The sequence below is a fragment of the Tenacibaculum sp. SZ-18 genome, from assembly GCF_002813915.1.
GTDB lineage: Bacteria > Bacteroidota > Bacteroidia > Flavobacteriales > Flavobacteriaceae > Polaribacter.
The window spans coordinates 2,255,492-2,280,995 of the sequence record NZ_CP019335.1; the positions used below are offsets into that span (position 1 = coordinate 2,255,492).

Genomic DNA, 25,504 nt, shown 5'->3' on the forward strand with positions numbered 1-25,504 from the left:
TTTTACTGCTTTCTTGTTGTAAATCGGATGATTCTATTTTTAAAATTATGTCGAGGAGAAACAACAATATAAACAGGAAACATTTCACCTCTACCTCTAGGAGTAATTTTTAACGAATCAACACCCAACTCAATTAGTTTTTTTCTTATAATCGAAGCTCTTATTCTAGTTAATAAAAAATTATCATTTTGATTACCTTCAACACAAGTATGACTATCTACATAATATTTTTTATCACTTTGTTTTAAAATCTCCGCCACCTCCTTTATTTTCTCCATCGATCCTTTCTCTAAAATTGTGTCCTTATAAACAAATTGAATATCATCACCCAATGAGTTTAAAGATTTATTCGACCTTACTTGCGCTTGCAATCCAAAACATAAAAACGTCAAGTAAATAGATACTATAACTTTATAATTCATACTACAACTTTCCTATTGCTTGTTCAATATCAGCAATTAAATCTTCTACTTCTTCGATTCCTACTGAAAAACGAATTAATCCATCTTTAATTCCTTGTTTTGCTCTTTCTTCCGGAGACAATAAAGCATGGGATGTTTGAGATGGGCTTAATAAAGTACTTTCAACTCCAGCCAAACTCATAGACGGTTTAATTAGTTCTAGATTACGTTGAAATTCCATAGAATCAATTCCTTCTTTTAATTCGAAAGACAACATACCTCCAAAACCTTTCATTTGCGCTTTCGCTAGTTCATGATTCTCATGTGATTCTAATCCCGGATAATACACTTTATCAACATTAGGATTTTGCTCTAAATAATTCGCCATTTTTAACGCATTTTCATTTTGACATTTCACACGTAAATTCATGGTTTTTATACTTCTTTCCAGCATCCAAACGGTAAAATCACTTAAACTTCCTCCAAAATTCTTTGCAATATTCCAAATCTTATCAATATGCTCATTAGATGCAGCGACTGCTCCAGCTAAAATATCGGAATGTCCTCCCATATATTTCGTAGCCGAATGAATCATAATATCAATACCAAAATCAATTGGAGTTTGATTAATAGGAGAAGCGAAAGTATTATCAATCATACTAACAATCCCATGTTTCTTTGCCAAATCTGCTACCGCTTTAATATCAACTAACTTCAACAGAGGATTGGAGGGTGTTTCTATAAAAACAACTTTTGTATTCGATCGAATTACTTTTTTAAAATCTTCAATTTCTAAACTTTCTGTAAACGTATACTCAATTCCAAACTTATTAAATTCCTCAACTACCAAGTTATAAGTTCCTCCATATAAAGTTTCTTGTAAAACAACATGATCTCCCTTGTGTAAAAAAGCCATTAAACTTGTACTAATAGCTGCCATTCCTGAACCAAAAATCAATGCATTTTCAGTTTTTTCTAACGCAGCAATCTTTTTACATAGTACTTCTTGATTTGGTGTATTAAAATATCGAGGATATCTTTTAACATCAACATCATAAAACTGGTAAGAAGAAGACAAATAAATCGGAGAAACAGCCCCTTTAAATTGTTCATCTTTTAACTCTCCTACATGCGTACAAATAGTATTTATTCCAAGTTGATCTGTTTTTTTCATAATAAATATTTGGTCCCCCAATTTACTAAAAGCATTCTACAGCTTCAAATAAATTCAATATCTTCGCTATTATGATATCTGTTGTATTACTTGGAGGAGGAAACGTTGCACATCATTTGGCAGAAGCTTTTTTAGCTTCTAAAGATGTTACTTTAAAACAATTATATGGACGAAATGTAAAATCTATCAACCATTTTCAAAACAAAGTTTCTCTAACAGATGATTTAGCCTTGTTAGAAGATGCAGATGTGTACATTATAGCTATCTCCGATGATTCCATAAGTGAATTATCGAATCAATTACCTGAAAATAAATTAGTAACACATACTTCTGGAAGTGTTTCTATAAACTCATTAAAAAATAAAGGTCGAAAAGGTATTTTTTATCCGCTTCAAAGTTTTTCGAAAACAAAACCTGTAGACTTTAATGAAATTCCATTGTGTATTGAAGCTGAGAACACTAAAGACCTAAGTTTATTAGAAAAACTTGCTCATTACATCTCTCCAAAAGTTTATAAAATATCCTCTGAACAACGAAGTAAATTACATGTTGCCGCCGTATTTGTAAATAATTTCACCAATCATATGTATAAAATTGGGAATGATATTTGCAACCAATACGATGTTCCTTTTGAAGTATTGTTGCCATTGATAAAAGAAACTGCTTTGAAAATTGAAGAAGTCTCTCCAAATGAAGCACAAACTGGTCCTGCAAAACGTAATGACCAAGAGACTATTAAAAGACATCTAAATTTACTGGATATCAAACAAAAAGAAATATATCAACTTATAACAAAATCAATCCAAAATGGATAAAAGCTATAAACAACTTTTTAACGACGTAACAACATTTATTTTTGATGTTGATGGTGTATTAACAAACGGAATTGTAACTGTTTTTCCAAACGGAGAATTGGTTCGTCAAATGAATATAAAAGACGGCTACGCTTTAAAAGCTGCTGTAAAATCAGGATATCGTGTTTGTATTATATCTGGAGGAAAAAATGAAGGAGTAAGAAAACGTTTGGAAGGCTTAGGAATCACTGATATTTATTTAGGAGCACACACTAAAATAAATCAATATAAAGAGTTAGTTGAAAAATACGATTTAAAAGCAGAAAACGTTTTGTACATGGGAGATGATATTCCAGATTTACCAGTAATGGGAAAAGTTGGAATTCCTTGTTGCCCTAATGACGCTGTTAGAGAACTGCAAGCAATATCAGTTTATATTTCCGATAAAAACGGTGGTGAAGGTTGTGCAAGAGATGTTATTGAACAAGTAATGCGTGTTCAAGAGAAATGGAAAGATAATTTTGATGCACAGTACGATTAACAAGAACAAATTAAATTTACATATATGAGAAAAGTAGTATTTACATTTTTATTAGTTGCGTTTGCAACAACTGTAGGTGCGCAAAGCATTTTCGGAAAATGGGAAAACCGAGATGAAGAAACAGGTAAAGTCGATAGTGTAATTGAAGTGTATGAAAAAGAAGGAAAAGCATATGCTAAGATTGTAGAAATAACAGATCAAAACAGACAAAACGCTGTTTGTGAGAAATGTAGCGGAAAGAACAAAGACCAAAAAATATTAGGAATGAATATTTTAACTGGACTAGAAAAAGACGGAGAGGAATGGTCTGGCGGAAAAATTTTAGACCCTAAAAATGGGAAAAAATATAAATGTTACATTCAACTTGTAGAAGCTGATAAATTAAAAATTAGAGGATATATTGGTTTCTCTTTACTTGGAAGAACTGCATACTGGTTTAGAAAGAAATAAATATTCTTTGAAAAAATCATACTAGAGATTGTCATTTTTGGCAATCTCTTTTTGTTTACAGTGATTTCCTAATCGTTATATTTGGGTTATGCGACTGAATAAAAACCACTTCCTCTATCCTATTATAGTATTGTTTCTTTTTTCTTGTTCTCAATCAAAAGAAAAACATACTAATAGTTTAATACATGAATCAAGTCCATATTTACTGCAACATGCCCATAATCCAGTAAATTGGTTTCCTTGGGATACTAAATATCTTGAAAAAGCCCAAGAAGAAAACAAACTTGTATTACTATCTATTGGTTATTCTTCATGTCATTGGTGCCATGTAATGGAGGAAGAAACTTTTGAAGATGAAGAGATAGCAAAGTTCATGAATGAAAACTTTGTCAATATTAAAATAGACAGAGAAGAACATCCTGATGTTGATAAAACCTACATGACTGCTGTACAAATTATGACAGGTAATGGAGGATGGCCTTTAAACTGTATAATTCTTCCTAATGGTAAACCTGTTTGGGGAGGAACGTATTTTGAAAAAGATGAATGGTTAGAAAATCTTAAAAACATTCAATTATTTTATACTAATAATCCAGAAAAGACTGATGACTTTGCCGAAAAATTAGCAAATGATATGAAGTCACTTCAAGTGATTGGCAAGAACAGTTCAGAAACCAATTTCTCTAAAGAAACATTAGATAAAAATGTGAATTTATGGTTTGAAAAGCTGGATACAATTAATGGTGGCTTTATAGGATCAACTCAGTTTCCTAGACCGAATAACTATCAGTTTTTATTGCGTTACGCTTATCAAAATAATGACTCTAAACTTCTTGATTTTGTGACTAACACATTGGACAAAATGGCTTTGGGTGGTTTACATGATCATTTAGAAGGAGGTTTTGCCAGATATACTGTTGATAACAAATGGCACATTCCACATTTCGAAAAAATGCTATACGATAATGCCCAACTCATCTCATTGTATTCTATTGCTTATCAAATAACCAAGAAACCTTTATATAAAGAAATTGTATACAAGACTATTGAATTTATCGAGAAAGAATTCCATGCAAATGGACTGTATTATTCTTCTTTAAATGCTGATAGTTTTAATGAACATAATAAATTGGAAGAAGGAGCATATTACACTTGGACAAATGGAGAGTTAATTTCCTTAATTACCCAAAACAAAAAACTCTTTGATTCGTATTACGGAATTAATGAAATAGAAAAAATTGAAGGTAAATCGGCATTAGTCAAAAGAACTCCTAATTCTGAATTTGCCAAAGCAAACAACATTTCCATTCAAAAGCTTAAAAATCTGGTTATGAATTGGAACAAACAACTTTTAGAAGCAAGACTCAAAAGACAAAAACCTTCCTTAGATACGAAAATTCTAACTTCTTGGAATGCACTTTTATTACAAGGATATGTGGATGCTTTCAAAGTTTTTGGAGATGAAAAATTTAAAGAAAAAGCCATTAAAAATGGAAAAGCACTACAAAATGGAGCTATTGATAAAGCAGGAAATGTTTTAAGAACAATTGGTAAAGGCAATAAAAAGATTGATGGTTATTTAGAAGACTATGCATTATTGATTAACGCATATATCTCATTGTATCAGATTACGCTAAACGAAAATTGGCTTAATATTTCGAATACATTAGCTAAAGTAAGTTTTGACATTTTCTTTGATGCAGAACAGGAGCTTTTTAAATATTCAACCAAGAAGAGTTTTGGTTTAATTGCTAATAACTTTGAAATTGAAGATATCGTTATTCCTTCTTCTAATTCTGTAATGAGTAAAAACCTACTCTTATTAAGTCATTATTTTGAAAACAAAGAGTACTTAGCACTGAGTAAAACCATGTTGCATAATATGGAAACGAAAATTGAAAAATACCCACACGCATATTCAAACTGGCTAGACAACTATTTGAACTTTACAGCTCCATATTTTGAAACTGTTATTTGCGGTAAGGGAGCTATTGAAAAAACAAAAGAATTGTTTCAAAGAAAATACACTCCTAATATGTTGATTTCTGGAAGTACTCAAAAAAGTGAGTTACCTCTTCTGTTAAATCGATACAATGTGGACAAAACTTTAATTTATGTCTGCGTTAATAAAGCTTGTAAATTACCTACTGAAGATATTGATAGAGCAATTCAACTCATGAGGAATTGATGTTATTTCATTGCAAAAAAATAGTATAAAATAGAGTTTTTTTATGGCAACCTTCTTTATCTAAATCAAATTTAAGATGAAAGTAAAAGATTACTTCAGCTTCTTAAGCTTCGTAATGAGCAATGAAATTTCTTTTTTAATGTTCATCAGATTCCAATATACGTAGGAACGACAAGTCGTATACTAAAAGATTACTTAAAAAAAACGTCATTTCCGTGAAAATAGAAACCTCATTACAGCTGTCTATAATAACTAATTACTCAGGAATAACAGTATTCTCTAATTTAACCTCTTTTAAAAAATAACAGAATTATTCAAATTTTTTCTAGAATTTCCACCTTGTTGATAATCATTCCAAGCAAATGGAAATTGTTTAAAACAGGAACGTTTCAATTTTGATTATCATCAATAACTAAACAATATTTATCAATATCAATTGACTTTAATTCGTGCACAAACTCTCCTTCAATCAGAGATATAGCATTACTCGATTTTCTATTGAAAAAACATTGTAAGGGAAACCATTTCTTTTTCCTTTTTTCATAAAATTCCAAATAACTTTAAAAACTAATTGAATTTTTTTCTGAATAGGATTTTGAAGTGTCTAAATACATTTTTCCTTCTCCACTTTTGATCCACTCATCTAGGAATTCATTCTCAAAACTATCTGAAAAAATAATTTTAGATTTTGTACAGCTACACAAAAACAAACCATGTGACAAAAAGAATATTATTCTTTTATTCTGTAACACTTTCTGCTCTTTTTTGCTGTAACGCTCTCTCAATCTCTTTCATAACTCGAGGAGTTAAAGGATAGAACAACAGTGCAACTATAGCCAATAAAACAAATAATCCCGGAACGACACTCATGTTCAATTTTATTCCCTCTAACATTTCAGGAGTTTTTACCAAAGATTGTCCATCATAATTATACAAATTCAATACCGCTAATGTTATCGCACCGGCCACACCTGAACCAAATTTCATAGCAAATGTCCCTGCAGAGAAAATTAATCCTGTTGCTCGTCTACCATTTTTTAATTCAGAATAATCAGCTGAATCACCCAACATTGCAAAAAATAAAATTGGCATTAATCCAGCTCCAAATTCAGATAAAATCCCTAGTGTAAAAATTGATCCGATTTCATTTGGCTCTAATACGTACATTGCTCCAGCGAAGCTTGCTGAAAACAAAATACTCAACATAAATAATCTTACTTTTCCAAAATACTTTGTCAATATTGGAGCAAAAACTGTTGAAATCATAGATATAACTAATAACGAGAGTAAATACAATCCCGCTAGTCCATTTTTGCCTCCCCATTTAGTAAGTGCTCCAAAAAACCCACTTTCATCTTGCACATAATGTGTAAAATAATACATTATTGAGCTTTGTTTGATAATGTTATATGTTACGAATACAAATCCTATAAATAACAAAATCAACCAAGGTTTATTCGTAGAAAGATCTTTATAATCTTTAAAAATATTATCTGTTTTTACAGCTTTTACACGTTCTCTTGTAGTATAAAAGGTAATAAACGAAAAAGTAGCTAAAATAAAAGCTAGTACATACATGGTGTATTGATATCCTAAGTTCTCATTTCCCTTCCCAAGGAAATCGACTAAAGAAATCACACCAATAGTAGCAATTATTCCTCCCAGATAAGCTCCAAAAAAACGAAAGGACGATAATATTGTTCTCTCCTCAACGTTTTGGGTCATTACTCCCATTAATGCCGAATATGGAACATTATTAGCGGTATAGGCTAATGTATAAAATATAGATGTTGCATACGCCCAAAACAATTTACCTGACAAGCCTAAATCTGGAGTTGTAAATTGTAATACTAAAGCAACTCCAAATGGTAAAGCAGTCCACAATAACCAAGGTCTGAATTTCCCCCATTTTGTGCTTGTTCTATCAGCAATATTACCCATTATCAAATCAGTAATACCGTCACCTAAACGAATCACTAAAAGCAAAGTTGCAACCGCAGCTGTTCCTAAACCAAAAACATCCGTGTAAAAAATGGGTAAAAAAGGACCGATAGTTCTCCATGCGATGTTAGCAGCAGTATCTCCTAATGCATATCCTATTTTTTCTTTGACTGACAATTTCGTTGTTTCTGACATTTTATATTTTTATTTATTCGATATTTAGTGCTATAAACTACTAATAAAAATGGTTGCTTTTCCATTTCAAATTCTATGTATAACAAAAATTCCTCACAAGCCTCTATTCAATATTCTTTTGTGTTGATAATTTTTAATTGTACTTCAAAGCAAATCAAAACCAAAAGAAAGCTTATAAAGCTCTTACCACGTTTTTTTAGTTCCGTTTATCTTCTCCTAACACAACTTTAAATTCACCTCTATTAAAATTGATTTGTTTTTTTCTAAAACTATTTATAAAAAGAATAAATCCAAGATGGATATTAACATAACAGCTTTTAGATTTTTATTCATTATAACAACTGATTTACGCTGACACAAAAAGACTAAATTATAAATTGCTTTTACATTAAATTCTTTTTATTTCTAGGCTTCGTATGTTGAATTAAGATTTACTTCAATTTATTTACCAAATTAAAAAAACTTCCTTTCACTCCTTTTTCTTTCAATTGAATTTTAAATACGGAACCTGCTAAAGGAAACTTTTTATGTTCTTCATCCGTCATATCTGTGCTTGCTGTTGTGATATATAAAACATCTAAATTCTCTCCACCAAACGCACATGAAGTAACATTATGCGCAGGAACTTTAATCTTCTTAATTAACTTACCTGTATTAGGATTGTAATTTGCTACCGCATTTCCATTCCACATTCCTACCCAAAGCATATCATTTTCATCGATAGTCATTCCATCAGGAAATCCATCTTTAGGATCTATGGTAACAGCAATACGTTCATTGGTAATTGTATTTTTCTTGTTATCAAAATCAAAGGCCTTAATTTGACCCGTTGGCGTATCTATATAATACATTGTTCTTTTATCGCTAGTCCATACTATTCCATTCGAAATGGTAATATTCCCTAGCATTTTACTCGCGTTTCCAGATCCATCAATTTTATACAAATTTCCCTTTTGATGCGTTTGAGGCAAATGCATTGAACCCACCCATAAATTGCCATTAGGATCACATTTACCATCGTTAAATCTATTTTCAGTGGCATCTGATTCAAGATCTATTAATAAGGTTAACTTACTAGTGTTCGTATTTACAATGTAGATTCCATCTTCTAGAGCTATAACCGCACTATTCTGTTTATTCGTAGGAACAACAGTTCCAATTCTAGAAGGCATTTTAACAGTCTTATTCTCCTCTGTTTTTGGAGTGAATATGTGTAATTTTTTTCCTTCGATATCTACCCAATACAATTCTTCTGACTTATAATTCCAAAAAGCACCTTCACCCAATTGAGCATTTATTTTAATTGCTAGCTCCACTTTACCTTCTTTTCTTTCATTTACTTTACAACAAACTAAAAGATATACCAATAAAAATAATCCTAGTTTATTCATTGTTTCTTATTGAATTTTATAAACTCCAAATAATCATTATTCTTTACTGAAATGATATGAGGAGTATTTCCTATTGATATTTTCTTTAAATCTTTTACATCACCCGAAGCAAAGAATCCTGTTTCTTCAATTGACAAGGTTTTGAATTCACCTTTTCCATTTCCATTTAAAACTAGTCCGTAACTACCATCGTTTCGTGGAGTTTCAACTTCTGAATTATAGAGATTCCCCGCAATAATTGCGTCCATATTCCCGTCGTTATTAATATCTTCTACAATTATCTGCTGAATACTCGAAAACTGCGCTTCTATTGGAAGCTCATATCGCACAAATTGACTTCCTTTATTTTCTAGATAAATACTAGCGAAAGATTTGACTTGATAATGCAGTGCATCTTCCAAATTCTTTTTACCGTAAACATCTATTAGCGTTGCTTTTGAAAAAGCATCATAACTTTTGAACTTTCTTTTTATTCCAGAAATCTGTTCTGATGAACACTGTTTTCCTCTTACTGGATATTGCTTTCCTTTGTTATAGTAACTCAACACAATATCTGAAGTGAAATTTTTATCGAAATCTTTAGCATAAATATCAAAAGTTGCATCTTCCGAAGCTTTATATTTATAATTAAGACCATTATTACCTAGAATATAATCCATGTCTCCATCATTATCGAAATCTTCTTTCTGAATACTCCACCACCATCCTGTAGTATCTCTTGATAATCCTAATTCTTCCGATACATCCTCAAAAGCTCCTTTATTATTCTTAAATACTTTTATTGGCATCCATTCTCCAACAATTATAATATCATCCCAAGAATCGTTATTAAAATCGGTCACCACAGCACTTGTAGCCATCCCTAAACCAAGTAAACCTTGAGCAGAATCGTTCGTTACATTTTCAAAATGTATAGTGTTTAAATCAGAAGTATTCTTTAATAAAAACGACGAAGCTGGCAACGGATATTTACCTGGAATTTGTCTACCAAGAACTAAAATATCTTGTTTCCCATCTCTATTGAAATCTATATTATAAGCCTTGGATCCACTTGAATACAATTCTGGTAATGAATTGGAAGCATCTTCAAACTCACCTGATCCATTATTGATGTAGAGCTGATCTTTCAATCTTTTTGAGTCTTCGTCAAACTCATAACCTCCACTGACAACATATAAATCCAAATCATTATCATTATCTACATCAAAAAATAATGCACCAACATCTTCCGATAATTGATTTTGCTTAAATGCATTTTGATTTTGTTTCTCGAAACCAGTTGTAGTTTGGAAATACAATTCACCTGATTTTCCATAAGCACCGCCAACAAAAACATCCTCTAATCCGTCTTTATTAAGATCCGCAACCTCTACTGCTGGTCCTAATGTTGACATTTTGTGAGGAAGTAAAATCTGCGTTTCAAAATCGTCATGTAAATTCTCGGTATGTTTAATCTTATTATTGAAATTAGAATTCGTTGTAAACATCTTTTCTTGTAAACTTATTGTAGCATAATTTTCATCAGCCTCTTGATAATCAAAAACTAGAGTTTGATTTGATTTTACATCTTTTATGATTTGAGATTTCTGAGAATTCCATTGGACTTTAACACTATCAATACTCTTCTGTTTATTCAAACCAAAATGTAATTCTGGAGCTACAGAAGATTGAAAACCTCTAGTTAGTGTTAACTCCTGAACTTGCTTTGAATCCTTTGAATAAACGAACACTTTTGCTCCTAATCCGAAAGTATTTTTCTCATTACCTTTCAATTGTACTTTCAAGAAGTTTTTATCTTCAGAAGAAGTATTTTTAAATATGGTTGCCTCCTCATCAATATTATTTACAATAATTTCTAAATCACCATCATTATCTAAATCTGCGTAAGCTACTCCGTTCGAAAATCCTTCATGAGAAATTCCCCAATCGCTATTTACTTTTTTAAATTCAATTCCTCCTAAGTTTTTAAACATGAAATTGTCTATTTTCTCACTAGGGATCATTTTTGTTTTTTCTAGAAGAGACACCTCTTTAAATTCTTCACCATCGATTTTATTAAAAAAATCTTTATTGTTCACCTCTCTTCTTGTTCCGTTAGTTACATATAAATCTTTGTATCCATCATTATCAAAATCTGCAAATAATGGAGCCCAACTCCAATCTGTAGAAGATGTTCCCGTTAATCGTGAAATATTAGAGAATTTCGGAATTCCGTTTTCGTTATAACCAGAATTCAATTGCAAGCAATTGTGCATGTATTGATAATGAAAACCGTACAAAACAGTTTCATAAAACAATCTTGGATTCATGCTCGACATATTAGCCTTTTGCCTTCTATTATCATCTGAATCCATATCAGCTTGAAAAATATCTAAGTGCCCATCATTATTGATGTCCGCAATATCAATTCCCATTCCGTAAAAAGCAGTTTGACTAGTTGCTTCCTTAATTACTTCTTTGAAAGTACCATCTTGATTATTCATATACATGAAATCTGGTATACTGTAATCGTTTGAAACGTATAAATCTGTCCAGCCATCATTATTTAAATCGGCTGCAGAAATACCCAATGAAAAACTATAATTTTTCACTCCAGCCTTCTCTGTAACATCAATAAAATTTCCATCTTGATTTTCGAATAGCTTATCCGACTCAACATCTTTAACATTTTGCATTCGATTTTTATAAATCATATTTGGAGTTGAAGGATGTGCCATTGGATAATTAGCTAAATACATATCTAAATCACCATCATTATCATAATCTAGAAACGTAGCTTGAACAGAATTTCCTTCATCTGCTAGACCATATTTTTCTGCAGACTCTGTGAATGTATTATTCTTATTATTTATAAAAAGTTGATTCTTCTTATTCCCATCTTTTCCCGCAACAGAGCAATAAATATCTAGATAACCATCGTTATTAATATCTATCATTGTCGAACCTGTGTACCATCTTGAATCACCTGCAATTTTAGCTGACTCAGAAATATCTTCAAAAGTTAAATCCCCTTTATTAACATATAATCTATTTGAAACCTGATTTCCTGTAAAGAAAATATCTAATAATCCATCGTTATTTACATCACCAACAGACACTCCTCCTCCCATGTAAATTGAAGTATACTTGAAATAATTTAAAGAATCAGTTTCTGTTAGTGTATTACTGAAATGAATTTGTGACTTACTTGAGGAAAGCTGAACAAACTTTTTTCTGTTCCTTTTTAGATTTTCAACTTTAGCACAATTAATAACAATTAATACAAGTAAAAAAAGCGTAGTTACTTTTTTCATTATGGAATAAGATATTGATTAAAATTAGTAAAGCAGTATGCACTTTCATACTGCTTTACTTATAATTAGATTATTAATTCAAATACAATCTACAAATAATCTAAGTTCACAAACTTAATATCCTGGATTCTGATCCGCAGCAGTCAACTCAGAATTTTTATCGATCTCTGTTTGTGGAATAGGATACAAATTATTCTTAACTGAATAACCCGTACCTGATAATTCTGTTGAGGCTCTTCCCCATCGAACTAAATCCCAAAAACGTTGACCTTCGTGAGCTAACTCTAAAAACTTCTCATTTACAATTGCATCAAATAAATCGTTACCAGCAGTTGAAGATGGAATATCTGCTAATCCAGCTCTATTTCTAATCTTATTTAACTCAATTCTCGCCTGAGAATCATTTCCTGACATGTTATAAGCCTCAGCAGCTAATAAAAGAACCTCTGCATATCTTAATAATCGAAAGTTTGTACTATAGTTTAATTCTCTAACACCATCGTCACTAGTATCTTCTGATTTTGTTGCATATTTTAATCTAATCGCTCCTTCATAATCCCAAATAACACCTCCTGTTGCGGCAGATGCATCAACAGAACCACCAGCTGCAATTAACTCAGCCTCTGTCATTAAAGTAGCTCCTTTTCGATCTGTATCACCCGCAGAATCAAAAGCATTAGCCAACTTACTGGTTGGCAAATTGAATCCCCAACCATTTAACAGACCAACTGAACCAACACCGAAAATACCATCTCCTCTTGGCCCCATTAACTGGATATGTAAGTTACTTTCGTTTCTTCCTCCCCAAGCAACATTCCCCCAATCTCTTCCAGTTGTAGAAATAAATCCAATTTCTAATAACGACTCAATACCAAACTCATTATTAACCGACCAAACATCACCTGAAGTTGGTTCTAAATCGTGAGATGGATTATTAATTACTGATTCAAAAAACGGAATAGCTTCAGCATATTTCTCCTGAAAAACTAGCACTTTTCCCATTACAGCCTGAGCTGTCCCTTTCGATACTCTGAAAGGATCGGCGATTCCAGATTTTTCAGGTAAATTTGCAATCGCATCATTTAAATCACTTTCAATAGCTACATACACCTCTGTCCTGCTTGATTTAGTCAATCCAAAATCTTCGGCTCCCTTTGGTACTGTTAAACGCAATGGAATATCACCAAACATTGTAGTTAACTCAAAATAACACCAAGCTCTAAAGAATTTGGCTTCAGCAATAGCTTTATTTTTATTAGCCAAATTACTTTCTTGTAAGTTTTCAATAATTAAGTTAGACATCGCAATTGTTCGGTAAAACAAGTTCCAAACACTTTCTATTGAAGGGTTTGAAGTTGCCACATTTGCGTAATCATCAATATCCTGCAATTGTGGCTGGTCATTTGAATTCCCTCCCGCTGCATTTGCATCATCACCAGGTAACAATTTTACCAAGAAAGCACTATGCCAATCTCTACTATAATTATATTGCATTAAATCGTAAACACCAATTACGGCTTGTTCTACATTCTCTTCTTCTAAAAAGAAAGTTGCAAGATCTTGAACATCTTCACGAGGATTATTTGTGAAATCTTCGCTACATGAAACAGCACCTAGAAATAAAACAGATGCTATGAAATAAGTCGTTCTTTTCATTTTTTTGTGTAAGTTTTTAGTCATTAAAAGTTAAGAGAGAAACCAAATAAAGCTCTTGCTGCAGTTGGATAAAACCCTCTATCAACACCTATATCATTAAATCCGAAGTTTCCTATTTCCGGATCAAGTCCTTTGTAATTTGTAAATGTGAATACATCATCAAATGACACATACATTCTCAAACTACTTACATGTAATTTATCGGTAATACTTTGCGGTAAAGTATATCCGAATTGAATTTGTTTGATTCTCATAAAAGATCCATCCTCCACTACTAAATCAGTATCATACGCTGAGGTAATATTTCCTGGTGAAGGGAAAGTCGCATTAGAATCTCCTGCACCTGTCCATCTTCCTTCAAAGAAATGTAAAGGCTTATTGGTAATTGGGCGAGATGGTTGGTGATATGTTGCTATAATTTCATTTCCAATAGTTCCTTGCCATTGTACATTGAAATCAAAACCTTTATACCCTAATCTAATATTTCCACCAAATAACACATCTGGATGTGGAGAACCTATCATAGTTTTATCATCATTAGTTATACTTCCATCTCCGTTTGTATCAACTCTGTTAATTTCCCCTGTTGCAGGGTCAATTCCATCGGTTTTATAACCGTAAAAATACCAAGCTGGTAAACCTTCTGTAAATCTTGTAACACCGTCAGCATTCTGAGGGGCTCCAGCACCAACAATTGACGTACCTTCTGGAACAAATTGAATCTCTGTAACCTCGTTGTCTAAGGTAGATAAATTTGCGTTAATTTGGTAACTAAATCCACTTTCAGTAGTATCTGAATATCCTACTTCGAATTCAAAACCTTGATTAACTACTGTACCTCCATTAAAATCATTTGAAACAAAACCAGCAGAACCTGGTGTAATTAACTCACCAGCAACAAAAGCTAAATCGTTTGTTGTTTTCTTGTAATAATCAGCAGTGAAATTCAATTTACTATTAAAAGCTCTTAAATCAACACCGAAACCCAATTGCTCAGAAGTCTCCCAAACTAAATTTTCATTAGCAAAACCTGTAATTTGAGCTCCTACATTTCCTAAATAGTTTAAACCTAAACCACCTACTTGATTTGTAATTGCAATAATATCTGCATTACCTCTTAAGTTATTTTTATTACCATTTTGACCCCAACTTGCTCTTAATTTCATATAATTAATAGCAGACTCATCACTCCAAAAATTTTCTTTAGACATTAACCATCCTGCAGAAAATGATGGAAAAACAGCAGCTCTATTACCTGCTGGAAACTTATCTGATTTATCACGCCTAACAGATGCTTCAAACAAATACTTTCCCATATAGTTGTAAGATAATCTTCCATAAATTGAAACTAAATTATCTCTATATGCTAATTGTATTGGAGAATTTTGGTCAAAAATTGTTGTTGGTGAATTAATATTGAAACCGTTAAAATCTGTTACCGCAATAGAATAAGCTTCATTAGTAAATGCCGGTCTTCTACTTTGTTCTGCAGAATACCCTGCAAGTAATTTAAAGTTATGATTATCGAATGACTTGTTGTAAGTCGCAAAATTTTCCCATAACCATCTTCTAAAATTTTGTTTAGACCTGTTAATATTGTATTGGGTATTTGCTGCCTCTGAAGCAACGTAATAAGCATTTGTATTCCGTTGACTTAAAAATTGATTTTGTTCATAACCATATCTTGAAGTAAAAGTCAATCCTTCCATAATGCTAAACTTCCCATAAATAGTCGTTAAAAACTGATCATTTTCGTTTATATTCTCTTGAATTGCGTTAGCATAAGCTACTGGATTAATTACCTCACCAGTTGAATATGTTGGATACCCATAAACATTACCATCTTTATCTCTTAAAACAGGAACTCCATTAGCTTCCGAACGATCAAACACATCGGCTGGCACACCATCAGTATAAATTACAGGAGTTAAAGGATCAATGATTAACATATTTTGAATTACACCTCTGGTGTCACTATTTTCAACAATACCTTTTCTATCAATAAATGAAGTATTCGAATTTACACCTATTTCTAACCAATCTGTAACTTGACTTTGAATATTTAAACGGAAGGTGTTTCTTTTAAAAGAAGAATTATCACCCACAACGACACCTTCTTGATTTGTATGAGAACCAGAAAAATAGTAGGATGTATTTTTCATTGAACCAGATAAACTAACATCATAACGTTGCATAAATGCAGTATCAAAAGTTTCGTCAATCCAATTTGTATCCACACCATTGTTTACAATTGATGCATTTCCTGCTTCATTTAAATACGTAACAAATTGTGAAGCATTCATTAGCTCCATATCTGTATTCACAAATTGAAAACCAATTTGTGTATTGAAGTTTACTTGCAAACCTCCTCTTGTTCCTTTTTTAGTAGTAACAATAATTACACCATTTGCTCCTTCAGTACCATAAATCGCAGCAGAAGCAGCATCTTTTAACACCTCTATATTAGCTATATCAGATGGTGCAATGTTATCAATTGTAGAAACCTTCATACCATCTACAATAAATAAAGGATCTGCACTTCCACTTGAACCTGTACCCCTAATTCTAATTTTTGTTCCTGAGCCAGGAGAACCTGAAGAAGACGAAACTGTCACACCAGAAACTCTACCTTGTAAAACCTGATCTACTCTTTGATTAGAAATACTTTTAATTTCTTTACTATCAATACTAGAGATAGCACCTGTAACCAAGCTTTTCTTTTTAGTTCCATAACCTACAACAACTACTTCTTCTAATGTATCTGAATCTTCTTCTAAAGTTACATTTACTACAGATTCTCCATTTATAGGAACTTCAACAGTTTTATAACCTATAAAACTAAAAATCAAAACATCATTTGATTTTACATTTTTTATAACATAAGATCCATCCAATCCAGTTTCGACACCCCTATTAGTTCCTTTAACTAATACATTAACTCCTGGAAGATCTCCAGAAGCATCAGAGACTACCCCTTTTACATCTTGCGCAGTTGCCGCTATTGAGGATACGAACGTGAGCGCTAGTAAAAAATACTTAAAGATATTTTTTTTCATATTGATAATTAATTTGGCGTTTTTTTGACTAAAAAGTAACTATTCAGTATCTAAATTATTATTCTAATAACTAAAACTAACAATTTGAAAACTACTTTTATCAGTAAACTAATTTGTTTTACACAAAAATATACTCAATATTAACAATTTATCAATATAATTTTATCAATCATTAATAATTTTTTAATATTATTACACAAAAAAATAGACAAACCATGAACAAAAACATCCACAGAGAGATAACTCAACTCTCGCCATCCGACAGCTTTTTAGTATATTATAGAATAAAAGACGAATTCGATTTCCCCTTGCATTTCCATCCCGAATACGAACTTAATTTTATCCATAAAGGAAAAGGAGTACGCAGAGTCATAGGAGATCACATGGGAGAAGTCGGCGATTACGAACTTGTTTTAGTTGGACCGAACCTCCCACATTGTTGGGAATTACACAACTGCACCAACAAAGAAATTCATGAAATCACTATTCATATACATAATGATTTATTAGATGAAAAACTTTTATCAAGAAGGGTTTTCAAATCAATAAGAGACATGTTAAACAGATCAATACATGGAATTTCTTTCTCAGAAAAAACCATCAAAGAACTCATGCCTCGATTAATGGAATTACCGAAAATCTCTGGAATTGACTATTTCTTAGAATTCATTTCCATACTTCACGACCTATCAAACTCAAGAAACCAAAAATTACTATCAACTTCATTTTCAAATTATAACGACTTTGAAAATAGTGATAAAATAAAAAAGGTATACGAATATGTTCAGAAAAATTTCCAAAGAAAAATAACTCTGGATGAAATATCAGAACTAATTAACATGACACCAGTATCATTCAATCGTTTCATCAAAAAAAGAACAGGCAAAACATTTATATCCTACATCAACAGCACTCGAGTTAGTTACGCAAGCAGATTATTACTGGAAACAGATTTAAGCGTTGGAGAAATAGCTTACAAATGCGGTTTTAATAATTTAGCTAACTTTAATAGAATGTTTAAAAAAATCAAAAACAACACACCTAGTGAATTTCGATCTGAATTCAACGGAATCCAAAAAGCATTGTAGTATTATTTTGTCAAATAGATTTCAAAAAAATACAATAAAAATTAAAAAAGTATCATATTTTGATTATTTGAGCGAATTTTTTTACACCTATCTATCATAAATTTACATCACTTTTCTAAAACAAGAATTCATGAAACGTCATTTAGGAAAAATGATTTTAACGTATGCTACTGTGGTATTTATTTCTGGATGCTCAGGTGATAAAAAAGATAATTTGATGATAGACACAAAAAATGAGACGGTAAACGAAAAAGTGAGTCAACTTCTTTCAAAGATGACAATTGAAGAAAAAGTTGGTCAGATGAATCAATATAATGGTTTTTGGGATGTTACTGGACCTATCCCTAAAAAGGGTAATGCCAAAAAAAAGTACGACCACTTAAGAAAAGGTTGGGTAGGTTCTATGCTAAATGTTCGTGGAACTGAAAACGTAAGAGAAGTTCAAAGAATTGCAGTAGAAGAAACCAGACTTGGAATACCTTTAATTATTGGATTTGATGTTATTCATGGCTATAAAACATTAAGCCCAATTCCTATTGCTGAATCCGCAAGTTGGGACTTAGAAGCGATAGAAAACTCAGCAAGAGTAGCAGCAATTGAGGCTTCTGCAGCTGGAATTAACTGGACTTTTGCTCCTATGGTGGATATCTCTAGAGATGCGAGATGGGGACGAGTAATGGAAGGAGCCGGTGAAGACCCTTATTTAGGCTCGAAAATTGCTCAAGCGAGAGTTAAAGGTTTTCAAGGAGATGACCTATCAAAACCTAACACAATTGCGGCTTGTGCGAAACATTTTGCAGCCTACGGGTTTTCTGAAGCTGGAAAAGAATACAACACTGTTGATATAGGAACAGCAACTCTTTATAATATTGTGCTCCCACCGTTTAAAGCAGCTGTCGATAAAAACGTTAGAACTCTTATGAACTCATTTAATGAATTAAATGGTGTTCCTGTAACAGGAAGCAGCTTCTTACAGAGAGAAATTTTAAAAGGAAAATGGAATTTTAATGGTTTCGTAGTATCTGATTGGGCCTCTTTAAATGAGCTTATTGCTTGGGGACATGCCAAAGACAAAAAAGAAGCCGCTCGTATTGCTTCAACTGCTGGTTCTGATATGGACATGGAAGGAAATGTATATATCGAAGAATTGACAAGTCTTGTTAAAAATGGTACGGTAAAAGAAAGTATTCTTGATGACGCAGTAAGACGTATATTAACTGTAAAGTTCGAGTTAGGATTATTTGATGATCCTTTTAAATATTGTGATTCTACTAATGAAAAAGAAAATATCGGAAATGCCAAACATCATGAAGCTGTTTTAGATGTCGCTAAAAAATCAATTGTTCTATTAAAAAACGAAAATAATCTTTTACCTCTTAAAAAAGAAGGACAACAAATTGCGTTAATTGGTCCTCTAGCCAACGATAAAAATAGTCCGCTTGGTAGCTGGAGGTTAGCCTCTGAAGATAATTCTGCTGTTTCTGTTTATGAGGGAATGTCTAAATACAAAGGAAACAAATTATCATTCCAAAAAGGAATTGACTTAATTACTGGTAACGAAGCTTTTACTCAACCTCTAACTATAAACAAAACAATTAATGACAATGATATCGAAAAAGCAATTTCAATAGCAAAAAGTGCAGATGTCGTAGTTATGGTTTTAGGAGAACACGGATTTCAAAGTGGAGAAGGTAGAAGTAGAACTGAATTAGACCTACCAGGTAAGCAACAAGAATTACTAGAAAAAGTATTTGCCGTAAACAAAAACGTCGTCCTTGTTCTCAATAACGGAAGACCATTAGCAATTGAATGGGCAGACAAAAACATACCAGCTATAGTGGAAGCTTGGCAACTTGGAACACAAACTGGAAATGCTGTGGCACAAGTACTTTACGGTGATTACAATCCTAGTGGAAAATTACCGATGACTTTCCCTAGAAATGTTGGTCAAGTCCCTATTTATTACAACTATAAGAGCACAGGAAGACCAAATCGTGAACCTCATGTCTTCTGGTCTCATTATACAGACTCTGAAAACACACCGCTTTATCCATTTGGTTACGGATTAAGTTATACTAAATTTGAATATTCAGACTTAACTGTAAGTAGTAAGGAAATTAATAAAGGTAACAATTTAACGGTGTCTGTAAAAATAACAAACACTGGTGGATATGATGGAAAAGAAGTAGTACAACTTTATATCCGAGACCTATTTGGAAGTATTACAAGACCTGTAAAAGAATTAAAAGGTTTTGAATTAATTAAAATTAAAAAAGGAGAATCAAAAACAATCGAATTCACACTAAACAATAATGAATTAGGATTTTTTAATGCAAATGGTGAATTTGTTGTAGAACCTGGTGAATTTGAAGTTTTTGTCGGAGGAAATTCTACAGAGACTTTAAAAGAAACTTTTGTTCTTAAATAAATAGTGATTCGTTACTATAAATTAGACTGATTAATAATTTCTAATAATCAGTCTTTTTTTTCTTTTGAATTGCCTCAAAATGATTTAAATACATTTCTGCTATTTCCGACATTGGCAATGATGTTGCTGCCTTATAATTCGCTTTCGCTAATTTCAATCTGTAAGAATCGTTCTCTACAACTTTTTTAATTGCTTGAGCTAGAGAATCAACATTATCTGCCTCGAAGTACTCTCCGCGATATCCTTCATCTTCGATTAAATCATTCAAATCTCCTAAAACAGGCATAATAACTGCCTTTCCATAACTTCCCGCTTGATGTAATACCCCAGAACTCCCTGTAGTAGAGGTGTAAGGAAAAACCACAACTGTACTTTCGTTAAATATGATAGGAACATCTTCTTCGGCCACATAACCCGTGAATCGTAACCCAGGAACATTTTTATATTTTTCTTTCATATTATCTAAGTAGCCTGGTGTATTCGGACTATCAGTTCCTGCTACAACAATTTCTAAATCTTCGGAAGTACTTTTTCTCACCTCTTCAACAGCTTCAATCATAACTTCTACTTTTTTATACGTTCCAAACTTTCCAAAAGCCATAATTTGTTTTGGCCCAGAAGGTAAAGTATAATCTGGTTCTTCGATCATTTCAAATGTACCGTGTGGAACAAGAACTACTTTATCTGTTTTATATTTATCTTTTAAAGTATTCACAAACTTTTGAATTGTTAAAGCAACTAAATCAGCAGATAATAAAAACTTGGTTAAAACAGTTCCTATTAAGCCATAAACCTTTTGAAGCAGTATATTTTTAGTAAAACCAGCTCTATTTAAATCTACTTGTTCTAAAATATTATGTAACAAAACGATCGTAGGGATATTCTTTGATTTACAGATATAAGGAGTTAATAATCCTAATGCCGCTGGAATTTTCTTGTCACCAAACTTTAAAAACTGCAAATTGAATAACACAGCATCTGGCTTAGTTTCTTTTACCGCTCTATTAATCGAAATGATATTTTTATGACTATTAAATTTCCAACAATTCTTCACAATAATCTTACATCCGTTTTCGTCAAAACGAACATCGTCTTTAGTCACAGTTTCATCAGTTAATAAAATTAATTCATCAACTTTATCTTTTAATCTAAATTGTTTCACTAAATGATATCCATATTCATTTAGCGTGACTTTACTCGGGGGAAACGCAGTAACAATGGCTAATTTCATATTAATCTTTGTTTATCTATTAAGTGTACTACACCTAATAGAGAGGTTAGTTTATATATAGATAGGCAAGTTTTAACTTTCGATTTGTTTTGTTTTATTGCTGGTATTTCCATAGAAAAACAACAACTGTACAACTAAAAGAATACTCATTGCAATAATTTGCATAATCACTATCTCATTCAACGACTCATGAAAAAAAACTATTAAAAAAACTTGTGCAATTCCTAGAATACCAGTTAAAATTACCGGTATATACTCGTCAAGAGATAAAAAATAATATGCAAAGACATTAGAGACAGCAAATATTGAAGTAGCTAATGCGTACTGCCACAAAAGAGAAGCAATACCGAGGTAAGCCTCTCCAAATAATACACCAACAACAAACTCTGGAAATAAAAACGTAACCAATACGATGCAGCCAGAAAGCAATGAAATATAACCGACATATTTCAACAAAACATTTTTATGAGGAATTCCTTCTTTCTGTTTGCTTACCACCGAAGGCAATAACAACATAACAAACATCCAAGCAATAAAATACACAACTCTACCAATTAAAGCTAGAGAAGCATACAATCCAGCATTATAATTATCAAAATAGGTCTTTACCAATAGAATATCACTATTATTTATAATGATTTGCGTACACTCATAAAAGGCAGTAAGCAACAAAAACTTATAAACAATTTCCCTATTCTTATCACTTAAAATTCCACTTTTAAAAAAAGACATACTTCTACTTAATGGTAACAACCCAAAAACTAAAGAAATGATGATGCCAAGTGAAATGAGGATTGAGGATTCAATCTCAACAAATAAATACAATAGTAAAAGAGTAATTGATAAACGAGAAATCATTTCCGTTTGGTATGTAATAGCTAATTTTAAAAAATTTTTGCACCCTTGAAAAATACCTCTATTCACACTCATCAAAAAATAGATTGGCACACTTACTCCAAATACTACAAACATAATAGCATTATGAGTATTAAAAACCTCTTGAAGTCGTTTCGAAAAAATTACAATCAAAGCACCAACGACAACTCCAAAAAGAACCGCTCTTTTCAAAATAAACAACATAAATCGCTCAAAAACCTTATTATCAAAAAGCACAGTATATTTTGCTGTTACCAATTGAAAAGTCATCGCAATAAAAGATAACACCAAAAGAAAGGTTATTAAAATAGCTGCATCGGCAAATTTTGTTGGTCCAAGAATTCTACCAATTAATAAATTATATAAGTAGTTCCCTCCATTAACGATAATTGCACTTAGCATGAATACTCTCTCTGGAGTTAGCAATTTGTTATTTAAAATTTTCAAGCTTTCGGGGTAGTTTGTTTACATTCTAAGTTACATAAATATACCTATAAAAACAATGTAGAGTTAATTTTTTTATGAATAAAAAAAACACAAGTAGTAATAAAACAAAAGCTTTTAAAAAATCATATTCATCATAAAAACAAAAAGCCCTTTTACACATTGGGGGTGTAAAAGGGTTTTTAATCAACCAAATAAATCTAAAAACCTTCAATTTTATGAAGTGTGTTTTTCAATGAATGAAAAACAAATATTTTTGTACACAAAACATAGAATATACGCTTTATTGTACTCTCCAAAAGTATATAAGACTTACGATTTGAGAATTGTAAATTCGCTAAGTGCATTCACAACTATAGATTAACGGTAGTAAACATTCGATAAACCGAAAAAGCTCTACTTTTAACTAAATTCTGGGAAAGGAAAAACCCTATTGCACAAGAAGAATGGCAATAGGGTTCTTAATCAACCAAATAAATCTAAAAACCTTTAATTATTTTTTCTTTAAATGTATTTTAAATGAAAAAAAACTAAAACTTAACTACGTTTCAAAGATACACTCAATTCAAGGGAAAAACTGTTGTTTTTCGTTGTAGCGAACTACTATATTAGACCAGCTGTCTGCAACACTCGATAAACTGTGAAAACAAAAATCCTTTAAAACTATATCAACAACATAAATAAAGGTCATAATGGAATCCCTTCATTTTTAATAAAGTATGAAAGGGCTTCTATGAATAAATCAAATAAATCTAAAATTTTGGATTTCATCAAGTTCAACTAGGTTCAGAGTTAAAATTCTCTTTTTTTCAAAAAAAATATACTTTAACAAAACATAACAATCTTAAATACAATTCAAAAAACAATAAATATGAGTATTATTTGGACATATTTTTCTAAAAGCTAAAATTAGAGAAATCAGTAAATACCTATTGGATAAACATTTTTATCAATAGAGATAATCGAATAAAATCAATATTGTAAAATAATAAAACCCTTTCATATTGGCGAAGTATGAAAGGGTTTTATTATCAACCAAATAAATCTAAAAACCTTCAATTTTACAGAGCTGAAGAACTCTAAAATGAAAAAAACTTATAAATGTTTTAATGTAATGTTTAAAATGTCAATCTTAATTACGTTTTAAAGATAAGACAGACTTCTGATATAAATTTACCCAGTTTGCTATTTGGTTTGTTAGTGTAGATAAAATGAGAATATATGTGGACTAAACGACAAAAAACTCTTTACTATAAAATCGATGCTATAAAATTTCTTTTCTATAACTAAATGATTAAAGTAAATTTAATCTTTTCATAAGTTCAGACCTATTTGACCTGCTTACTGGTACTACGTCGTTAGCTATTAAAACACTATTATCTTCAATATCAATAATCCTTTTTAAATTAATGATGTAAGATCTGTGTACTTTTAAAAATAAATCTTTTGGCAATTTTTCTTCAATTTTCTTCAGAGTCGAATGAACAGTGTAGTTTTTTGTATCTGTTTTAATTAAAATGTAATCCCCTTTAGCCTCAACCAAATAAATACTTGGTATTTCTATTTTAATTAATCTTCTATCAATATTAATATATAGCTGCGATTCTTCTTCTTTAGCTTCTCCATTTAAACTAGTAACTTCCTGAACTGGAATTTTGGTAGAAATCTTTTTAGCTTTCTCTATTGCCTTTTGGAATCTCTTAAGTGTAATTGGTTTTACCAAATAATCTACGATACATTCGTATTCAAATGCATCAATAGCGAATTTAGCATCCGAAGTTGTTAAAATTATTTTAGGTGGATTCTTTAACGTTTGTATTAAATCGAAACCAGTAAAATCAGGCATATGAATATCTAAAAAGATAAGATCAACCTCATTTTGATTCAAATATTTTATTGCTTGAATAGCATTAGAAAATTGATCAACAACGGTTAAGTTTCCCTCATTTTTGCACAACTGTGCTACTATAGCTCTAGCAGCAGATTCATCGTCAATAATTAAACAATTCATTTAGGATGTATTTATTTATTTGGTCAAAAAATCAGACATAGTAGCCAAAATCTTAAAAAAGTTTTCGTGATTGCTTTTATCACCGTTTAATAGCTCTTTTTCGTATCGAATTGTAAACTCGTATGATTTTTCCAGTCCTAAAATACTAATTTTATGTTTAATTTTATGTACGATTTCAGCTGTTTGTTTTAAATCGTTGATTTCCAATGTTTTTAAGTAGTTTTTCATCTCTTCTGGCAACTCTCTTCTTAAAATTGACACCATTTTCTCTTCAAACTCAACATCACCACAAGAAAGCTCCTTAATGTAGTTAATATTTGGCTGTTCAATAATCATTTGATTTTAA

Annotated in this window: 17 protein-coding genes; 6 read left to right on the forward strand and 11 right to left on the reverse strand. The window is 31.4% G+C overall.

Annotation, left to right across the window (positions count from 1 at the left end; genetic code table 11):
• Positions 1 to 2 precede the first annotated feature (2 nt).
• Both BTO06_RS10035 and BTO06_RS10040 read right to left on the reverse strand, forming a co-directional pair.
• Positions 3 to 422, reverse strand: coding sequence for an OmpA family protein (locus tag BTO06_RS10035; RefSeq protein WP_100925176.1), 420 nt, complete (start codon positions 420 to 422; stop codon positions 3 to 5).
• Between the two features lies 1 nt (position 423).
• A complete protein-coding gene (locus BTO06_RS10040) occupies positions 424 to 1,575 on the reverse strand; it encodes a trans-sulfuration enzyme family protein (protein ID WP_100925177.1) in 1,152 nt (383 codons plus the stop codon).
• 71 nt (positions 1,576 to 1,646) lie between these two features.
• On the opposite strand from BTO06_RS10040, the gene BTO06_RS10045 reads away from it, so the two are divergent.
• The 4 genes from BTO06_RS10045 (at position 1,647) to BTO06_RS10060 (ending at position 5,548) form a co-directional block, all read left to right on the forward strand.
• Positions 1,647 to 2,390 carry a Rossmann-like and DUF2520 domain-containing protein gene (locus BTO06_RS10045; RefSeq protein ID WP_100925178.1) on the forward strand — a complete coding sequence of 248 codons (744 nt, stop codon included), beginning with the start codon at positions 1,647 to 1,649 and terminating at the stop codon, positions 2,388 to 2,390.
• Positions 2,383 to 2,910, forward strand: coding sequence for a KdsC family phosphatase (locus tag BTO06_RS10050; RefSeq protein WP_100925179.1), 528 nt, complete (start codon positions 2,383 to 2,385; stop codon positions 2,908 to 2,910). Before BTO06_RS10045 ends, BTO06_RS10050 begins: the two co-directional genes overlap by 8 nt.
• A gap of 24 nt (positions 2,911 to 2,934) precedes the next feature.
• Positions 2,935 to 3,360 carry a DUF2147 domain-containing protein gene (locus BTO06_RS10055; RefSeq protein ID WP_100925180.1) on the forward strand — a complete coding sequence of 142 codons (426 nt, stop codon included), beginning with the start codon at positions 2,935 to 2,937 and terminating at the stop codon, positions 3,358 to 3,360.
• 88 nt (positions 3,361 to 3,448) lie between these two features.
• A complete protein-coding gene (locus tag BTO06_RS10060) occupies positions 3,449 to 5,548 on the forward strand; it encodes a thioredoxin domain-containing protein (RefSeq protein WP_100925181.1) in 2,100 nt (699 codons plus the stop codon).
• A gap of 738 nt (positions 5,549 to 6,286) precedes the next feature.
• Here BTO06_RS10060 and BTO06_RS10065 read toward each other — a convergent pair.
• The 5 genes from BTO06_RS10065 to BTO06_RS10085 form a co-directional block, all read right to left on the reverse strand.
• Entirely contained in the window at positions 6,287 to 7,684 is a 1,398-nt protein-coding gene (locus BTO06_RS10065; RefSeq protein WP_100925182.1) for an MFS transporter, read from the reverse strand.
• Between the two features lie 431 nt (positions 7,685 to 8,115).
• Positions 8,116 to 9,075: an SMP-30/gluconolactonase/LRE family protein gene (locus BTO06_RS10070; RefSeq protein WP_100925183.1), complete on the reverse strand. Its 960-nt coding sequence runs from the start codon at positions 9,073 to 9,075 to the stop codon at positions 8,116 to 8,118.
• Entirely contained in the window at positions 9,072 to 12,368 is a 3,297-nt protein-coding gene (locus tag BTO06_RS10075) for a VCBS repeat-containing protein (RefSeq protein ID WP_100925184.1), read from the reverse strand. The genes BTO06_RS10070 and BTO06_RS10075 overlap by 4 nt, the downstream gene beginning before the upstream one ends.
• Positions 12,369 to 12,482: 114 nt before the next feature.
• Entirely contained in the window at positions 12,483 to 14,024 is a 1,542-nt protein-coding gene (locus tag BTO06_RS10080; protein WP_100926769.1) for a RagB/SusD family nutrient uptake outer membrane protein, read from the reverse strand.
• Positions 14,025 to 14,047: 23 nt separating this feature from the next.
• Positions 14,048 to 17,080, reverse strand: coding sequence for a SusC/RagA family TonB-linked outer membrane protein (locus tag BTO06_RS10085; RefSeq protein WP_100925185.1), 3,033 nt, complete (start codon positions 17,078 to 17,080; stop codon positions 14,048 to 14,050).
• A 215-nt stretch (positions 17,081 to 17,295) separates the two neighbouring features.
• On the opposite strand from BTO06_RS10085, the gene BTO06_RS10090 reads away from it, so the two are divergent.
• Together BTO06_RS10090 and bglX are read left to right on the forward strand one after the other, a co-directional pair.
• Positions 17,296 to 18,168, forward strand: a complete 873-nt coding sequence (locus BTO06_RS10090; RefSeq protein ID WP_100925186.1) for an AraC family transcriptional regulator — start codon at positions 17,296 to 17,298, stop codon at positions 18,166 to 18,168.
• Between the two features lie 130 nt (positions 18,169 to 18,298).
• Complete coding sequence (gene bglX / locus BTO06_RS10095) at positions 18,299 to 20,596, forward strand: beta-glucosidase BglX (protein ID WP_100925187.1); 2,298 nt, start codon at positions 18,299 to 18,301, stop codon at positions 20,594 to 20,596.
• Between the two features lie 40 nt (positions 20,597 to 20,636).
• Here the strand turns inward: bglX and BTO06_RS10100 are convergent, their stop codons facing one another.
• The 4 genes from BTO06_RS10100 to BTO06_RS10115 form a co-directional block, all read right to left on the reverse strand.
• Positions 20,637 to 21,827 (reverse strand): glycosyltransferase, encoded by a 1,191-nt coding sequence (locus BTO06_RS10100; protein WP_100925188.1) that lies wholly within the window; start codon positions 21,825 to 21,827, stop codon positions 20,637 to 20,639.
• A gap of 72 nt (positions 21,828 to 21,899) precedes the next feature.
• Entirely contained in the window at positions 21,900 to 23,105 is a 1,206-nt protein-coding gene (locus BTO06_RS10105) for a sugar isomerase (protein ID WP_100926770.1), read from the reverse strand.
• 1,336 nt (positions 23,106 to 24,441) lie between these two features.
• The gene (locus tag BTO06_RS10110) at positions 24,442 to 25,158 is read right to left on the reverse strand and encodes a LytR/AlgR family response regulator transcription factor (protein ID WP_100925189.1); all 717 of its coding nucleotides are present in this window, start codon (positions 25,156 to 25,158) and stop codon (positions 24,442 to 24,444) included.
• Positions 25,159 to 25,173: 15 nt separating this feature from the next.
• A complete protein-coding gene (locus BTO06_RS10115) occupies positions 25,174 to 25,494 on the reverse strand; it encodes an Hpt domain-containing protein (protein WP_100925190.1) in 321 nt (106 codons plus the stop codon).
• Positions 25,495 to 25,504 lie beyond the last annotated feature (10 nt).

What these genes read in the sequence shown, in the direction of transcription:
- BTO06_RS10075 (WP_100925184.1), bottom strand. Translation starts at nt 12,368, where the DNA reads ATGAAAAAAGTAACTACGCTTTTTTTACTTGTATTAATTGTTATTAAT.
- BTO06_RS10050 (WP_100925179.1), top strand. Translation starts at nt 2,383, where the DNA reads ATGGATAAAAGCTATAAACAACTTTTTAACGACGTAACAACATTTATT.
- BTO06_RS10035 (WP_100925176.1), bottom strand. Translation starts at nt 422, where the DNA reads ATGAATTATAAAGTTATAGTATCTATTTACTTGACGTTTTTATGTTTT.
- BTO06_RS10040 (WP_100925177.1), bottom strand. Translation starts at nt 1,575, where the DNA reads ATGAAAAAAACAGATCAACTTGGAATAAATACTATTTGTACGCATGTA.
- BTO06_RS10090 (WP_100925186.1), top strand. Translation starts at nt 17,296, where the DNA reads ATGAACAAAAACATCCACAGAGAGATAACTCAACTCTCGCCATCCGAC.
- BTO06_RS10110 (WP_100925189.1), bottom strand. Translation starts at nt 25,158, where the DNA reads ATGAATTGTTTAATTATTGACGATGAATCTGCTGCTAGAGCTATAGTA.
- BTO06_RS10080 (WP_100926769.1), bottom strand. Translation starts at nt 14,024, where the DNA reads ATGAAAAGAACGACTTATTTCATAGCATCTGTTTTATTTCTAGGTGCT.
- BTO06_RS10115 (WP_100925190.1), bottom strand. Translation starts at nt 25,494, where the DNA reads ATGATTATTGAACAGCCAAATATTAACTACATTAAGGAGCTTTCTTGT.
- BTO06_RS10070 (WP_100925183.1), bottom strand. Translation starts at nt 9,075, where the DNA reads ATGAATAAACTAGGATTATTTTTATTGGTATATCTTTTAGTTTGTTGT.
- BTO06_RS10065 (WP_100925182.1), bottom strand. Translation starts at nt 7,684, where the DNA reads ATGTCAGAAACAACGAAATTGTCAGTCAAAGAAAAAATAGGATATGCA.
- BTO06_RS10105 (WP_100926770.1), bottom strand. Translation starts at nt 23,105, where the DNA reads ATGCTAAGTGCAATTATCGTTAATGGAGGGAACTACTTATATAATTTA.
- BTO06_RS10085 (WP_100925185.1), bottom strand. Translation starts at nt 17,080, where the DNA reads ATGAAAAAAAATATCTTTAAGTATTTTTTACTAGCGCTCACGTTCGTA.
- BTO06_RS10055 (WP_100925180.1), top strand. Translation starts at nt 2,935, where the DNA reads ATGAGAAAAGTAGTATTTACATTTTTATTAGTTGCGTTTGCAACAACT.
- BTO06_RS10045 (WP_100925178.1), top strand. Translation starts at nt 1,647, where the DNA reads ATGATATCTGTTGTATTACTTGGAGGAGGAAACGTTGCACATCATTTG.
- bglX (WP_100925187.1), top strand. Translation starts at nt 18,299, where the DNA reads ATGAAACGTCATTTAGGAAAAATGATTTTAACGTATGCTACTGTGGTA.
- BTO06_RS10060 (WP_100925181.1), top strand. Translation starts at nt 3,449, where the DNA reads ATGCGACTGAATAAAAACCACTTCCTCTATCCTATTATAGTATTGTTT.
- BTO06_RS10100 (WP_100925188.1), bottom strand. Translation starts at nt 21,827, where the DNA reads ATGAAATTAGCCATTGTTACTGCGTTTCCCCCGAGTAAAGTCACGCTA.